General features: G+C 70.5%; 13 protein-coding genes. 6 read left to right on the plus strand and 7 right to left on the minus strand.

Going from position 1 to position 13,840, the window contains the following annotated elements:
* Positions 1-24: 24 nt before the first annotated feature.
* Together AC07OH_RS20070 and AC07OH_RS20075 are read right to left on the minus strand one after the other, a co-directional pair.
* Positions 25-1,377, minus strand: coding sequence for an alpha/beta hydrolase family protein (locus tag AC07OH_RS20070; protein ID WP_495301880.1), 1,353 nt, complete (start codon positions 1,375-1,377; stop codon positions 25-27).
* Positions 1,374-4,148 carry a tannase/feruloyl esterase family alpha/beta hydrolase gene (locus AC07OH_RS20075; RefSeq protein WP_495301881.1) on the minus strand — a complete coding sequence of 925 codons (2,775 nt, stop codon included), beginning with the start codon at positions 4,146-4,148 and terminating at the stop codon, positions 1,374-1,376. Before AC07OH_RS20075 ends, AC07OH_RS20070 begins: the two co-directional genes overlap by 4 nt.
* A 120-nt stretch (positions 4,149-4,268) precedes the next feature.
* Here AC07OH_RS20075 and AC07OH_RS20080 point away from each other — a divergent pair, with 120 nt between their 5' ends.
* Both AC07OH_RS20080 and AC07OH_RS20085 read left to right on the plus strand, forming a co-directional pair.
* Complete coding sequence (locus AC07OH_RS20080) at positions 4,269-5,195, plus strand: LysR family transcriptional regulator (RefSeq protein WP_495301882.1); 927 nt, start codon at positions 4,269-4,271, stop codon at positions 5,193-5,195.
* The gene (locus AC07OH_RS20085) at positions 5,192-6,184 is read left to right on the plus strand and encodes a Bug family tripartite tricarboxylate transporter substrate binding protein (RefSeq protein WP_495301883.1); all 993 of its coding nucleotides are present in this window, start codon (positions 5,192-5,194) and stop codon (positions 6,182-6,184) included. Before AC07OH_RS20080 ends, AC07OH_RS20085 begins: the two co-directional genes overlap by 4 nt.
* Before the next feature lie 3 nt (positions 6,185-6,187).
* Here the strand turns inward: AC07OH_RS20085 and AC07OH_RS20090 are convergent, their stop codons facing one another.
* A complete protein-coding gene (locus AC07OH_RS20090; protein WP_492738858.1) occupies positions 6,188-6,748 on the minus strand; it encodes a putative glycolipid-binding domain-containing protein in 561 nt (186 codons plus the stop codon).
* Between the two features lie 63 nt (positions 6,749-6,811).
* On the opposite strand from AC07OH_RS20090, the gene AC07OH_RS20095 reads away from it, so the two are divergent.
* Positions 6,812-7,429: a YiiX family permuted papain-like enzyme gene (locus tag AC07OH_RS20095; protein ID WP_495301884.1), complete on the plus strand. Its 618-nt coding sequence runs from the start codon at positions 6,812-6,814 to the stop codon at positions 7,427-7,429.
* 7 nt (positions 7,430-7,436) lie between these two features.
* Here the strand turns inward: AC07OH_RS20095 and AC07OH_RS20100 are convergent, their stop codons facing one another.
* Positions 7,437-7,715: a contact-dependent growth inhibition system immunity protein gene (locus AC07OH_RS20100; RefSeq protein WP_495301885.1), complete on the minus strand. Its 279-nt coding sequence runs from the start codon at positions 7,713-7,715 to the stop codon at positions 7,437-7,439.
* A 235-nt stretch (positions 7,716-7,950) separates the two neighbouring features.
* On the opposite strand from AC07OH_RS20100, the gene AC07OH_RS20105 reads away from it, so the two are divergent.
* Both AC07OH_RS20105 and AC07OH_RS20110 read left to right on the plus strand, forming a co-directional pair.
* A complete protein-coding gene (locus AC07OH_RS20105) occupies positions 7,951-9,135 on the plus strand; it encodes a Y-family DNA polymerase (RefSeq protein ID WP_495302034.1) in 1,185 nt (394 codons plus the stop codon).
* Between the two features lie 7 nt (positions 9,136-9,142).
* Positions 9,143-9,826, plus strand: a complete 684-nt coding sequence (locus AC07OH_RS20110; protein WP_495301886.1) for a TIGR02117 family protein — start codon at positions 9,143-9,145, stop codon at positions 9,824-9,826.
* Between the two features lie 6 nt (positions 9,827-9,832).
* Here AC07OH_RS20110 and AC07OH_RS20115 read toward each other — a convergent pair whose 3' ends face one another.
* Both AC07OH_RS20115 and AC07OH_RS20120 read right to left on the minus strand, forming a co-directional pair.
* On the minus strand, positions 9,833-10,888 hold the full coding sequence (locus AC07OH_RS20115) for a purine-nucleoside phosphorylase (RefSeq protein ID WP_495301888.1): 1,056 nt from the start codon (positions 10,886-10,888) through the stop codon (positions 9,833-9,835).
* A gap of 81 nt (positions 10,889-10,969) precedes the next feature.
* Entirely contained in the window at positions 10,970-11,653 is a 684-nt protein-coding gene (locus tag AC07OH_RS20120; protein WP_495301889.1) for a hypothetical protein, read from the minus strand.
* Between the two features lie 255 nt (positions 11,654-11,908).
* Here AC07OH_RS20120 and AC07OH_RS20125 point away from each other — a divergent pair, with 255 nt between their 5' ends.
* Positions 11,909-12,376 carry a nuclear transport factor 2 family protein gene (locus tag AC07OH_RS20125; protein WP_495301890.1) on the plus strand — a complete coding sequence of 156 codons (468 nt, stop codon included), beginning with the start codon at positions 11,909-11,911 and terminating at the stop codon, positions 12,374-12,376.
* Here the strand turns inward: AC07OH_RS20125 and AC07OH_RS20130 are convergent.
* A complete protein-coding gene (locus AC07OH_RS20130; RefSeq protein WP_495301891.1) occupies positions 12,339-13,838 on the minus strand; it encodes a class I adenylate-forming enzyme family protein in 1,500 nt (499 codons plus the stop codon). The genes AC07OH_RS20125 and AC07OH_RS20130 overlap by 38 nt on opposite strands.
* Positions 13,839-13,840 lie beyond the last annotated feature (2 nt).

Here is a 13,840-nt window from a genome sequence, read left to right on the forward strand (position 1 = left end):
TCTCCGTCAAGGTCAAAAAGAGAATCAGGGGGCGCGCGAAGGCACGCGGCTTTCGAGCGTGGGCGGTTGCCACTCGGGCTGGATGTGGCAGCCGTTCTTGCCGTCGGTGTCGTAGCGCGGCATGAGCGCCACGCAGCGCTGCGCCAGGCTCTGGGGCGTGGGCTTCTCGCCCTTGTCGATCCAGTCGAGCAGCGCGCCGAAGAGCGCGGGGTATTCCGAATCGCTGAGGTAGCTGTGCTCGCGCTCGGCGCTGAAGCTTTGCACGAGGTTGCCGCCGGTGCCGGCTGTGTCGCGGATGCGGCGGTAGGCGTTCTCGAGTTCGACGAACGCCGTGGGGTCGTCGATGGCATGCAGGCCTACGGTGGGCAGCGAGGTGCGGCCGGTGGGCTGGCTGTCGGCCGCGAGTGCGCCCTGGGCCTGCGGGTCGGCCGCGTAACGCAGCACGCCGGCGTTGAGCACCGCATCGTCGGCCGAGCCGCTGTAGACCACGCCGATGTTGCCGAAGGGGTTGCGGCCCTGCAGGCGCTGCTGCACGAGGTCCTGGAACAGCCAGGTCGCCCAGTTGAGATGGCCGACGAGCGAGCGTTCGGGAATCTTCACGACCGACAGGATCGTCTTCAGCCGCGCCGCCTGTTCGGGCGTGCGCTGCGCGGCCGGCATGCCGACGCCGGTGCAGTCCTTGGCGCGCGCAGCGAGGTCCGCGCGCGTGAGCTTCGCGTCCATCGGCAGGCCCATCCACAGCGGGTACCGCGGCTCGTCGGGCTTGGGATGGTTGCGGCAGACGTACTGGTAGACCACGCGCAGGTCGAGCCGGAAGTCGTAGGCGCTGTTGCCACCGCCGAGCACGCCGCTGGTGAGCAGCAGGCCGTCGTACGGCGACTTCGCATCGCCCACCGGCGCATAGAGCTCGGCCGCCTTCGCCGCCACGCCCGCGCCATAGCTCTGCCCGTGCAGCAGCGTGCGCTTCGGCACGCCGAAGTGGCGCACGACGATCTGGCGCAGCCGCTCGGTGTCTTGCGCCGCCATCGTCACGCCGTAGCCGCCGCGCCGGTAGGTGGAGCCGGCCCAGGCATAGCCGGCCTTCACGGTGACGGCCCAGCGCTTGAGGTCTTCCTCGCTGCGCGCGAGCTTGGGTGCGCCGGTCTCGGGGCCGCCGTGCGCGTGCATCACGAGCACGCCGCGCTGCCAGTCTTTCGGGATGGCGATCCAGTAGAACGAGCCCACGCCGTCCTCACCGGTGTAGCAGCGCGCGCTCTCCGGCACCGGCGACGGGCAGGCCGTGGGCTTGGGCGCGGTGGCGGGCGCCGCGTGCGCGGACAGCAGCGGCGTTGCACCCAGCCAAGCGAAGGCGGCCAGTTGCGAGAGGTATTTTTTCAATGGCGTACTCCGAGGTCCAGCGTCGCGTTCGCTCCGTCGGTGGTGACGAAGCCCACGACGCCGCTGTTGAAGATGAGGTGGCCCGGCCGGCCGGCGCCGGCCTGCGCCACGCCGAGCACCGGCGTGTCGTAGCCCAGCGTGGTGGCCGCGCCGCCGAGGTTGAAGGCCGTGCCGACCACGGTGGCCTCGCGGCCCTCGCCCTTCACGCTGGCCATGGCGTAGCTGCCATCGGCCGCGCCGGGCATCAGGGTCTGCTGCACCGCGAGCAGGCGCAGGCCCGGCTGGATGACGGTGGCCGCGCCGCTGCTGGTGTCGCCCGCCGGCACGGCGGTGGCCACGCGGCGCAGGTACAGCGGCGTCGACACGCCGTTGACCAGCCCGATCACCACCGAGCCGGTGAGCGTGCCGCCCTCGGTCTCGGCGGTGCCGCTCGACGAGGTCGAGGTCGTGTACATGTCGAAGGCGCCGCGCGCCGTGCTGTAGCTCAGGTAGCCCTTCTCGGTGTTCTTGCAGGTCTGGTCGTAGGTCATGAAGCTGTTCGACGCCGGGCTGCGGCAGAACTGGAAGGTGCCCGCATTGCGCAGCCGCCCCGCCGACGAGAACGCCGCCGTGGTGCCCGCGCCGAGCTGCTCCACGCCGGCCGCGTTGAAGATCAGCGACACCGAGCGGAAGTCCGTCGACGGCAACACATTCTGGAAGGTGTTCTGGAACGCCACCAGCGGCGAGAAGCCGCTGCCGCTCGGCGGATTCACGCCGCCCAGCAGCACGCCGCCGGCCCCGAAGCTGAACACCGCCCCGCTCTCGCCGCTGGTGTAGCTGCAGCTGCCCTGCGACACGAGCGAGCCGCTGCGCTGCGTGCCGACCCGCGTGGGTGCGTGGCTCGCATCGATGGTGACGATGTAGGCCATGGTGGCCGGGTCGATCTGCACCTGCAGTTCCTCGCCGAAGCTGTTGCCGCCTTTGTAGCGCGTTGCGCTCGCGGGCAGGTTCGGGCAGGCGAGCGGGTCGCCGACCTCGGTCACGCAGCTGTAGTTGACGGCCGCATCGAGGCTGCCGCTGCCGCGGTACCTGGGCCACGACGGAAACTGACACAGCGGGCGCGTGCGGCCGTAGCTGCCGGCCACGGCGTCCACCGCCACGGGCGTGGCGGGCGCGAGGCCGGCCTCGACCCAGCCTTCGAGCGCCGCGAGCGAGTCCCAGTTGGGAATGAAGCTGCCGGTGCCATGGCCCATGCCGGGCACGGTGTAGAAGCGCACGCTCTGCGTGACCGCGGCCTGGCCCAGCGTGGCGACGAGCTGCCGGTAGTAGTCGATGGTCGAGTTGGGGCTGATCACCTCGTCGGCCAGGCCGTGCAGCATGATCAGCTTGCCGCCGCGCGCGAAGAAGGGCGCGAGGTTCGGGTCGGTCGCGTCGGTGAGCTTCGACACCTCGGTCACGCGCGCCGCGTACGTGCCGGGGTTCTGCGGATCGAAGGTGAGCGTGTTGAAACCGGCATCGCGCGTGACGAAGAACTTCACCCACTGGTCGCCCGTGACGTACATGTTGGCGTCGGCCGAGGTGGCGGGGTTGCCCGGTGCCTTGCGCGTGCCGAGGTCGCGCGTGGTGTACGGGCCAGCCACGAGCGCGCCTTCGAGCAGGTTGTAGCCACCCGCGCGCTTCACGCCGTTGGCCAGCGAGTACGTCGTGAACTCGAGCGGCGATTCGATGGCGTGCACCGTGTCGATCTGCGCGTCCGACAGGCAGGTGTCCGCCGTGTCGGCGCCGTTGGGGCAGCGCAGCGACGCGAGGATCTGCGTGTTGAGCTGGCGACAGCTCTCCACATTGCTCACGATGTTGTCGATCGCGCCGTCGAGCTTGTCGCAGGCCTGCATCGCGGCCTTCTGCACCAGCAGCGTCTCGGTGAGGTTGAGCCAGCCCTTGCCGCCGTCGTTGTACAGCGCGCGACCCACAGCCACGTTCGACAGCCGCGTGCCGGTGTAGTTGAGCGCCGGCTCGTTGGCGATCACGCCGTCGTAGTCCTGCGGCCAGCGCTGGATGTAGCTCAGCGCGTCGCGCCCGCCGGTCGAGGTGCCGAGGAAGTAGGCGTGCCTGGGCTTGACTGCGTAACGCGCGAACACCAGCGCCTGCGCCACATCGCGCGTCTTCTTGAGCGACTGGCCGCCGTAGTTGGCCAGTTGTTCGTCGTTGGCCGCGAACTTGCCGTCGGTGATGCTGCTCGACTGGTGGCCCGAGTCGTCGCCGTAGGTGGCGTAGCCCAGCGCCAGCGGCGCGGGCTTGCCGGCGGGGCCGAAGCGGATGACCTCGGTGCCGTCGATGAGCACGCCGTCGAAACCGCCGCCACCGAAGTGGATGGTCTTCTGGTTCCACTGCTCGGGCAGGTTGACCGCGAAGTGGATGAGCTGCGAGGCCGGGTCCACCGGCGCGATGGTGCCGCGCACGCGGCAGTAATCGCCCAGGGTGTTGCCCGCGTCGCCGGCCGCCACGGGCGTGGCGCTGGTGACGATGGCGCCCTGCGTGGGCAGGCTGATGAGTGCGGCGGGCAGGCTCTTGCCGGCCAGGTCGGCGCAGGCCACGACGGGCAGCATGGGCGGGGGCACTGTGCCCAGCGGCTCCTCGGCCGGCGGGTTGTTGCCGCTGGCGGGCGGCACGGTCGGCAGGAAGAAGCCGGGGCTTCCTCCTCCACCGCCACCACCGCAGGCGGCCAGGACCAGCGAGAGACCGATCAACGAAACGACGACACGAAACTTCGAGGCAGGGCGCGGTGTGCGCATGGATTTGTCTCCGGCATGCAGCCTCGGCGGGCTGCTTGTTTTGAAGGGGCGGCCGGACGATAGATTCCGTGTGACCTAGGGTCAAATAAAATAACAAGGCCTATTCAATACAAAAAACATATGGACATGCGTGCCCTGAGGTACTTCGTGGCCGTGGCCGGCACCGGCCACATGACGCGCGCCGCCGAGCAGCTGGGCATCCAGCAGCCGCCGCTGAGCCTGCAGATCAAGGCGCTGGAACGCGAGCTGGGCGTGCTGCTGTTCAAGCGCCATCCGCGCGGCGTGGCGCTCACCGATGCCGGCCGGCTGTTCCAGGCCGAGGCGCTGCGCATGCTGCAGGACATGGAGGCCATGAAGCAGCGCATGGCGCGCGTGGCCCAGGGCCAGACCGGCACGCTCGCGGTCGGCTTCACCAGCTCGGCCGCGGCGCACCGCTTCATGCCCGAGGCATTGCGCGCCTTTCGCCGCGCGCACCCCGGCGTGGAGCTGCAGCTGCGCGAGGACAACGCCGCCGAGCTCACCGAGGCGCTGGCCGCGGGCCGGCTGCACTGCGGCCTGCTGCGCGTGCCGGTGGCGCGGCCCGAGGGGCTGGTTTTCGAGACGCTGCTGCGCGAGCCGGTGTGGGTCGCGATGCCGAGCGATCACCGCTTTGCGCCTGCCGCAAATGGCAAGAAGCCCGCGAAGCCGCTGCCACTGTCGAAACTCTGCGAAGAGGGCATCATCCTCGTGCGCCGCCCGGGCGCGCCCGGCCTCTATGCCGAGCTGCTCGCGCTGTGCCACGCGCAGGGCCTGCGCCCGCGCGTGGTGGCCGAAGTCGATCGCATGATGACCAACCTGAACCTCGTGGCCGCGGGCGTCGGCCTGTCGGTGGTGCCGACCTCGATGACCGGCGTGCACGCGCACGCCATCGCCTACACGCGGCTGGCCGACGGCGGCCAGCTCGACGCGCCGCTCACGCTGGTGTCGCGCGCGGACGAGGACAACCTGCCGGCGCGGCACTTCGCGGCGCTGCTGCGCGGGCTGGCCGAGGGGAAGCCCGCCGCATGACCCTGCCGCTGCTGCGCCGCCATTTCCTGCAACGCATCGGCTTCGCGGCTGCGTGCGCGTTGCCGCATCTGTCGCACGCAGCTTCGTCGCCCTGGCCCAGCCGCCCCGTGCGCCTGATCGTGGTCTACCCGCCGGGCGGCGTGAGCGACGGCATGGCGCGCGCGCTGGCCGAGCCGCTCGCGCAGTCGCTGGGCATGCCGGTGCTCATCGAACACCGCGCCGGCGCCGGCGGCAGCCTGGGCATGGACGCGCTCGCACGCGCCACGCCCGACGGCCACACGCTGGCCTTTTCGGCCATCAGCCCGCTCACCCTGCATCCGCTGCTCGCACGCGCGCCCTACGACCCGCTGCGCGCCTTCGTGCCCGTGGCCAGCGTGATGCGCACGCCGGTGCTGGTCGTGGGCACGCCGGCCTTCGCGGGCCGCGGCTTTGCGGAACTGATCGCGCTGGCGCGCCGCCAGCCCGGCGCGGTGCGCTGGGCCACCTCGGGCGTGGCGACCATCGGCCACATGGTGCTCGCGCAGGTGCGCCTGCAAAGCCGCACCGACATCACGCACATCCCCTACCAGGGCGGCGGCCCGCAGCTCAACGATGCGCTCGGCGGGCAGTTCGAGGTGCTGTCGACCAACGTCGCAGCGCAGCAGCTGCAGTACATCGAGAGCGGCCGGCTGCAGGCGCTGGCGGTCGGCGCGCCCGCACGCATCGAAGCCTTGCCTGCGGTGCCCACGCTCGCGGAGCTGGGCTACGAGAAGGCGAACCGCGATTCGCTCTTCGGCATCTTCGCGCCCGCGCGCACGCCGGCGGCAGTGGTGCAGCGCCTCAACGCCGAGATCAACCGCCTGCTGCAAGGCGACCCGCTGCGCGCGCGCCTGCGCGAGGCCTACAACCTGCCGGCCGGCGGGAGCCTCGAGGACTTCGCGCAGGAGATTGCGGCAGACCGGCGGCGCAACCGCGCGCTGGTGGCGGGGGCGCGAGCGCAGTTCGACTGACGGTCAGCCTTGCGCGGCCCAGAGTCGCGGATAGTCGCTCACGAACCCGTCCGCCGTGACGCCCAGCACCTCCGCGTAGTCGAAGCGCTTGGCCTCGTACGCGTACGTGCTGTCGCTGCGCCGCTCATAGCGCTGCATCAGCTCGCTGAGCCCGCCGTCTTCGATGTCGACCCAGGCCGCCGGTGCATCGGCGCTTTCGCCGGGTGCGAGGTTCAGGCGGCGCAGTTGCAGCAGGTTGGTGGCGGGGGTGAAGCCCAGGTCGAGGTCGACGCAGTGCGACATGTCGGACACGGCTTCGTCGTTGAGCTTCCAGTGGCCGCGCGCGTCGCGCGTGATCGACAGGTCGATGGCCGACTCGCCGAGCCAGCCGCGCACGGTGCCCCACTGCGTGTGCCAGAGCAGGTCGCAGCGCACGCGGTAGTGCAGCTGCGCGATGCGCCCGCCTTCGGTGCGGAACACCGCCGCGCCGTCGAGTTGCCAGGCCGAGGCATTGCGTTCGAGGCGACAGGCATCGTGGCCCGGTGCATCGAGCCTGCGCCAGAGGATGGAGGCGACGGTTTGCATATGGCGCGGATCATGGCACCGGCATGCCGCGGGGCGCAAGCGGCATCCCGCAAAATGCCCTGCATGTCGAAAGCCCTTTATCCGTTGCTGTCTACCCTCCTTGCCCTTCTGACAGCGGGCGCCGGCCACGCGGCCACCGCCTTGAGAGACGGCGACATCATCTTCCACACCTCGCGCTCGGCGCAAAGCGTCGCCGTGCAGCGCGCCACGGGCTCGCGCTACAGCCACATGGGGATCGTGCTGCTGCGGGAGGGCAAACCCTACGTGTTCGAGGCGGTCTCGACGGTGCGCTACACGCCGCTGGCGCAGTGGACCGCGCGCGGCAACGGCGGCCACTACGTGGTGAAGCGGCTGCGCGACGCCGACACGCGGCTCACGCCCGGCGCCGTGGCGCGCCTGCATGCGCGCACCTCGGACTTCGCGGGCCGGCCGTACGACCTGACCTTCGAATGGTCGGATTCGCGCATCTACTGCTCGGAACTGGTGTGGAAGCTCTACGACCGCGCGCTGGGCGTGCGCATCGGCGAGCTGCAGAAGATCCGCAGCTTCAACCTCAGCGACCCCGCCGTGCGCGCCAAGATGCGCGAGCGCTATGGCGACACCGTGCCGATGGACGAGCCGGTGATCTCGCCGGTGGCGATGTTCGACTCGCCGCTGCTGGTGACAGTCGAGTCGCGCTGACGACCTGCTACTGCACCGCGGCCCGCACGCTGTCGAAAAACTGCTTCGCCGACGTGCCGAAATCTTCAGGCACGTAGCCGCGCGAGAAGTCGCGCGCGAACGCCGCCTCCAGGTCGTCGTGCGAGCCGAGGTAGTCGGCGATCTCGGCACGCAGCGCGGCCAGTTCGGCCTCGGTGCTCGATTCGCGGTACGAGGCCATGATCTCGGCGCCGGTGTCGCCGAAAAGAAGGTCGGCGTCCTGGCCGAAATAGACCGTGGTGAGGTGGTCGATCAGTTCGAAGCGCATCGTGGGTCGTGAGGAAAAAAGTGTCGGGCCGGCTGGCCGTTGTCCATCTGCATCCGGCGCGTTGCGCGCGCCGATGCGCCCTCGTCGTCCCTCTCGGGGGACTGAATTTCCGCCGCATTCTTGCACGCGACACGGGCGCGGGCGAACATGCCGCGAGAGCGAGACAATCGTCACCGTGAGTTCCCAGCCCGCGCCGCCCCCGGCCCCTCCGATCCGCCGCATTGCCCACCTCGACATGGACGCGTTCTACGCGTCCGTCGAGTTGCTGCGCTACCCGCAGCTCAAGGGGCTGCCGGTGGTCATCGGCGGTGGCCGGCGCCGCGTTGACGAGGCGATCCGCGAACTGCCCGAGGGCGCCACGCTGGCCGACATTCCGATCGAGGCCTTTCCGCGCCTGAAGGACTACACGGGGCGCGGCGTGATCACCACCGCCACCTACCCCGCGCGGCAGTTCGGCATCGGCTCGGCCATGGGGCTCATGAAGGCCGCCAAGCTGTGCCCGCAGGCGCTGATCCTGCCGGTCGACTTCGACGAGTACCGGCGCTTCTCGCGCACCTTCAAGCAGGTGATCCTGGAGGTCGCGCCGCTCATGGAAGACCGCGGCGTGGACGAGGTGTACATCGACTTCACCGACGTGCCCGGCGGCCAGCGCGACGGCGGGCGCTCGCTGGCGCGGCTGATCCAGAAATCGATCTTCGACGCCACGGGCCTCACGTGCTCGATCGGCGTGGCGCCCAACAAGCTCATCGCCAAGATGGCCAGTGAGTTCGAGAAACCCAACGGCATCTCGGTGGTCTACGAGCACGACCTCGAAAGCCGCATCTGGCCCCTGCCCTGCCGCAAGGTGAACGGCATCGGCCCGAAGGCCGACGAGAAGCTCAAGCGCTTCGGCATCGAGACCGTGGGCCAGCTCGCGGCGCGCGAGCGCGGCTGGCTCATCGACACCTTCGGCAAGGCCACCGGCGCGTGGATGCACGAGGTGGCCTGGGGCCGCGACAACCGCCCCGTGGTGACCGAGAGCGAGCCCGTGTCGATGAGCCGCGAGACCACCTTCGAGCGCGACCTGCACGCGGTGCGCGACCGCGCCGAGCTGGGCGCGATCTTCACGCACCTGTGCGAGAAGCTGGCCGAAGACCTGCAACGCAAGGGCTACGTGGGCAAGACCATCGGCATCAAGCTGCGCTACGACGACTTCAAGATCGCCACGCGCGACCAGACCATCGACCGCTTCACCGACGACGGCAAGACGATCCGCCAGGTCGGCGGCCAGTGCTTGAAGCGCGTGCCGCTGGAGCGGCCGCTGCGCCTCTTGGGCGTGCGCGTGGGCGCGCTGGCCAAGGTCGGTAGCCCCGAGGCACTGGCGCCGGCTGGAAGCGCCCGCAGCGCGGAACCGGTGGCGACCACAGCCTCGCTCTTCTGACACCCCCATGATCCGACGCTGGCTGCGACGCATCGCCTTCACCCTGCTGGGGCTGCTGCTCGCGATCACGCTGTACGTGGCCGTGGCTTGCGCGCTGGTCTTCCTGCCGGCCAACGAGAAACCGCCGGCCGAGCCTGCGACCGTCGAGGCCTGGGTGCTGAGCAACGGCGTGCACACCGACCTGGTGTTTCCGGTCCGCTCGGCCACCGTCGACTGGTTGCAGCTCTTTCCGCTGTCCGACTTCAAGGCGCCGCCGCCCGATGCCGAGTTCGTCGCCATCGGCTGGGGCGACCGCGAGTTCTACCTGCACACGCCGACCTGGGGCGACCTGACGGCCGCGCGCGCCTTCGGGGCGCTGTCGGGTGGCAACCGCTCGCTGCTGCACGTGACCTACCTGCAGCGCGCGCAGCTGCGGCGCGGGGCCTACAAGCTGCCGCTCTCGCAGGCGCAGTACGCGCAGCTCGTGGCCCATGTGCGCGCCACGCTGCCTTCAGGCCGTGCGACGCCGATCGCGGGCGCGCACTACGCGAGCGACGATGCCTTCTACGAAGCCCGGGGCAGCTACCACCTGTTCGAGACCTGCAACACCTGGACCGGGCGCGGCCTGCGCCAAGCGGGCGTCACGGTGAGCCGCTGGACGCCCTTCGACTTCAACGTGACGTGGCATCTGCAGCCCGTGCTGCAGCCCTGACGATCTTCAGGGCTTGGGCACGCCCGCCGACCAGGTGGGCCAGTTCTTCACGATGTGATCGACCACGCGCGTGCCCACCAGCGCGATGTTCTCCACCGTCTCGGCAAAGCCGCCCGCCGTCTCGCCCGGGGCCGGGTCCAGATGCTGCAGCGTGCTTTCCTTCGGATTGCCCTGGTCGAAGTTGACCGCACCGCGCAGGCTCATCACGCGGTCGGTGCCGTGGGTGCGCTGGATCACGAGGGTGATGGCGGCGGCTTCCATCTCGGTGATCACGTAGTCGTCGGCGCCATACAGCTTGGCGATGTACTGCGCCTGCTTGGACATGCCGGGGCCGTGGAAGAAGGTGTCGCCCGTCATGTGCGTGCCGGTGCCCACGAAGGGGGCGCGGCGCGCGGCGGCGTCGGGGTAGCGCAGGCGGTACTTGCGCGCCGATTCCGAATCCTTGAGCGGCGTGTCGGCCGACAGCTTCATGGCCCAGCCGACGAGGTCGGGGTTGAGCTTGAAGCGGCGGTACTCCTCGTAGCCCTTGCGCGGCATGAAGGTGGGTTCGCCGGGCTTGTTCTCTTCGGGCGCCCAGCGGTGGCCGAGGTCGTAGTCGACCAGCCAGGTGGCCCAGCTCACCTCGCCGATGGTGCCGCGCTGGGGCGGCGTGCCGGCCACGCCGGAGATCACGTAGTAGGCCTGCGAGAAGTCGAGCTGCGGGTTCAGCAGGATGGCCTGCATCGACGACGACGAGTTGACCTTGCCCATGCCCAGCACCGCGCCGCACACGCCGTCGGTGTTGCAGTACACGGGCTGCAGCGCGCCGGGCACGGCCATCGGCTTGGCGCCCTTCCAGTAGCGCTCGTACCAGTGCTGGAACTCGCCGGCGCGGTCGCCGGTGTTCTGGCCGATCTCGAACATGGCGGCGACGAACACCTTCACCTTGACGGGCGGCACCGCGGCCGTGGCCGACGGCGCGCGCGGGTCGGTGGAGGCGCAGGCCGTGGCCAGCAGCGCGACGGCGCCGAGCGACAGCCAGCGACCGCAGGAAGAGGCCCGGGAGAGAGAAGACAGCGTCATGGGGAAACTCACGAAAGAGGAGAAAAAGAAAAAAGGAAGCTCAGGCTCCGGTGCCAGCAACCATCGTGCCCGCCGGCCCATTCACCCCGCGGGGGCCGCCAGCGCGAAGCGCACGCTGTCGGGCGTGATGGCCACGGCGTAGCCCATGTCTTCGGCCAGGTTCTGCAGCGCGACGGCATCGATGGCCAGCGCGCGCGGCGCGCGGTGTGCATCGAGCACGGCGGACGCACCGCCCGCCTCGCGCGGCCCCGCGCTCAGGCGCAGCCCGTCGGTACCGTCGGCTTCGATGCGGATGGCGCCGGCCTCGGCCACGCCGTCGTGCAGGTAGCCCAGTGCGCCGAGGACCAGGTAGCGCTGCGCGGCAGCGTTGGGCCGGCGCGGTTCGTCTTCCTGCGGTGCGAGCGCGTCGTCGACCTCGAGCGCCACGCCGTGCAGGTCGAAGGCCGAGCGCATCAGCGTCATGCATTGCGCCACCAGCGCGCCGCGCGTGATGCCGTCGTCGGTGGTGGCCAGTTCCCAGTCGCGCAGCGAGCGGATCGCGCCCACCAGTTCGGAGACCTGGTTGTCGATGAGGTTCACCCGCTCTTCGCAGGCGGCGGGGTCGACGGGGTCGGTCGCCACCTGGCGCTTGAGCATCAGCACCGCCATGCGGATCACCGAGACGGGTGCGGTCATGTCGTGCCGCAAGGCCGGCAAGGCGCGCGTGAGCAATTCGTGCCGCACGCCGGCCGCGATCCAGCTGCGGGCGCTGGGTGCGGCCTTCATGCCCGCTCGCCCGCGAAGGGAGTTGCCGGGTGGACACGGCAGGCGGTGCGGCAAATGAAGGGAGGCACGGTCACGGCGGACTTTCTGGATCGAACGGGAGAAGAGGCCCCCAAGTATCGGCCCCGGCCTCGGCCGCCGCGTGTAGGAGGCAGCCTACGTCCGCACGGCGCCAGATGGAAAGGTCCGGAAGCAGCGGGCCGGCGCCACGCCGCGCACCTATCGTCGCCGCTCCTTCACTTCATCCCCGCACACCCCATGACCCCCGAGCAGAACAAGCGCGCCGTCGTCGACGCCTGGAAGGCCTTCGCCAGCCGCGACCCGCAGCGCGTGCGCGCCGCCTTCACCGACGACGCCGAATGGCTGGCGCCCAAGGACAACGCCACCGGCGTGGCCCTGGGCTTCACGGACCACATGATCGGGCCGGACACGATCGTGCGCTTCCTGGTCGAGGAGTTTCCGAAGCTGTTTGTGGCCGACGTGTCGGTGGACTTCACCCACCTGCTCTGCGACGGCGACACCGTGGTGCTGGAGATGCGCCTGCAGGCCACGCTCGCCAACGGCCGACACTACGACAACGACTACTGCTTCATCCTCGCGCTGCGCGAGGGCCGCATCGCCCGCATGCGCGAGTACATGGACACGCAGAAGGGCCGCCGCAGCGTCATCGGCGACCTTCCCGTCGACCTCAGGGCCGCCGGGCCCGTGCTTGCAGTTCCCGCTTGAGCAGCTTGCCGTTGGCCGTCGTCGGCATCGCGTCGATCACCTCGATGCGCGCGGGCCGCTTGTAGGGCGACAGGTGCTCGGCCAGGTGGGCGCGCAGCGCCGCCTCGTCGAGCGACGCGCCAGGGTTCAGCTCGACGAAGGCGACGATCTGCTCGTTGCCGTCGGCCTCGGGCACGCCGACCACGGCGCACAGGTGCACGCCGGCAAAGCGGCCGATCACCGCCTCGACCTCGGTCGGGTACACGTTGAAGCCCGAGCGGATGATCATTTCCTTGAGCCGCCCCACCACGAACAGCGCGCCGTCGGCGTCGAAGCGGCCGAGGTCGCCGGTGGCGTACCAGCCGCCCGGGCGCATCACCAGCGCGGTGGCGGGCGCGTCGCGGAAGTAGCCCAGCATCAGGCCCGGGCCGCGCAGCCAGATCTCGCCGGTGTCACCGATGGCGGCTTCGGTGCCCTCGGGCGTCACGATGCGCCCTTCGCCGCCCTCGACCACATAGCCGGCCGAGGTGTCGGCGCGTGGCGCCTCGGTGCGCGTGAGGAACACCGAGCCCGCGTACTCCGACAGGCCGTAGCCGTAGTGCAGCGGCTGGCCGAACAGCCGCTCCACGCGCTGCTTGAGCGCCGGGTCGAGCGGCGCGGAGCCGGTGTACACGTAGCGCAGCTGCGGAAAGCGCACCGCCAATTGCTGCGCCTCGATGTGCGCCAGCAGCCGCGCGTACATGGTCGGCGGCCCGAGCAGGTTCGACACCTGCCCGTGCGCCAGCGCCTCGAGCATGTCAGCCGGCGAGAAGCTGGCGCGCAACACCAGCGCGGCCCCGCCCGTGAGCGCGGCCATCAGCACGGTGCCGATGCCGAAGATGTGGGTCATCGGCAGGAAGGCGTAGACGCGGTCGTGCGTGTCGAGCGCACGCACCGCCGCCGACACGCGGCCGAAGTGCAGCAGCCCGCGGTGCGACACCATCACGCCCTTGGGCGTGCCCGAGGTGCCCGAGGTGAAGATGATCGCGGCGGCATCGGCCAGCGCCGGGTCGGGCTCGGGGCGGGCGTCGGCGCGCGCGGCGGTGAACATCACGCCGGGCAGCGTGGCCGACACGGCCGACGCGCGCTGCGCATGCGTGCGCGCCGCGTCGGAGGCATCGGTGGTGAAGCAACACAGGCGCGCGTCGGCGCGCTCGGCAATCGCCGCGATCTCGCCCGGCGACATGCGCGCGTTGACGCCGCACGACCACGCACCCACGCGGCTGCAGGCCAGCAGCAGCGCGATGTGGGCGGCGCAGTTCTCGGCCACCAGCAGCACGCGGTCGGTCGGCCGCACGCCGGCGGCGAGCAGGTCGTTCGCGGCGGTCTCGACCATGGCCTGCAGGGCGCCGTAGGTGGTGGTGCCGTCCAGTTCGTGGAGGAACACCGCGTCCGGCGTGCGGGCCGCGCGGTCTTCGAGCAGGTGATGAATGCGGGGCTGCATCG

It is taken from the genome of Variovorax sp. GW821-FHT10C12, assembly GCF_059415405.1.

Excerpts from the sequence above, each read along its gene's own strand:
- AC07OH_RS20075 (WP_495301881.1), bottom strand. The coding sequence starts at position 4,148 with ATGCGCACACCGCGCCCTGCCTCGAAGTTTCGTGTCGTCGTTTCGTTG.
- AC07OH_RS20080 (WP_495301882.1), top strand. The coding sequence starts at position 4,269 with ATGGACATGCGTGCCCTGAGGTACTTCGTGGCCGTGGCCGGCACCGGC.
- AC07OH_RS20085 (WP_495301883.1), top strand. The coding sequence starts at position 5,192 with ATGACCCTGCCGCTGCTGCGCCGCCATTTCCTGCAACGCATCGGCTTC.
- AC07OH_RS20090 (WP_492738858.1), bottom strand. The coding sequence starts at position 6,748 with ATGCAAACCGTCGCCTCCATCCTCTGGCGCAGGCTCGATGCACCGGGC.
- AC07OH_RS20095 (WP_495301884.1), top strand. The coding sequence starts at position 6,812 with ATGTCGAAAGCCCTTTATCCGTTGCTGTCTACCCTCCTTGCCCTTCTG.
- AC07OH_RS20100 (WP_495301885.1), bottom strand. The coding sequence starts at position 7,715 with ATGCGCTTCGAACTGATCGACCACCTCACCACGGTCTATTTCGGCCAG.
- AC07OH_RS20105 (WP_495302034.1), top strand. The coding sequence starts at position 7,951 with ATGGACGCGTTCTACGCGTCCGTCGAGTTGCTGCGCTACCCGCAGCTC.
- AC07OH_RS20110 (WP_495301886.1), top strand. The coding sequence starts at position 9,143 with ATGATCCGACGCTGGCTGCGACGCATCGCCTTCACCCTGCTGGGGCTG.
- AC07OH_RS20115 (WP_495301888.1), bottom strand. The coding sequence starts at position 10,888 with ATGACGCTGTCTTCTCTCTCCCGGGCCTCTTCCTGCGGTCGCTGGCTG.
- AC07OH_RS20120 (WP_495301889.1), bottom strand. The coding sequence starts at position 11,653 with ATGAAGGCCGCACCCAGCGCCCGCAGCTGGATCGCGGCCGGCGTGCGG.
- AC07OH_RS20125 (WP_495301890.1), top strand. The coding sequence starts at position 11,909 with ATGACCCCCGAGCAGAACAAGCGCGCCGTCGTCGACGCCTGGAAGGCC.
- AC07OH_RS20130 (WP_495301891.1), bottom strand. The coding sequence starts at position 13,838 with ATGCAGCCCCGCATTCATCACCTGCTCGAAGACCGCGCGGCCCGCACG.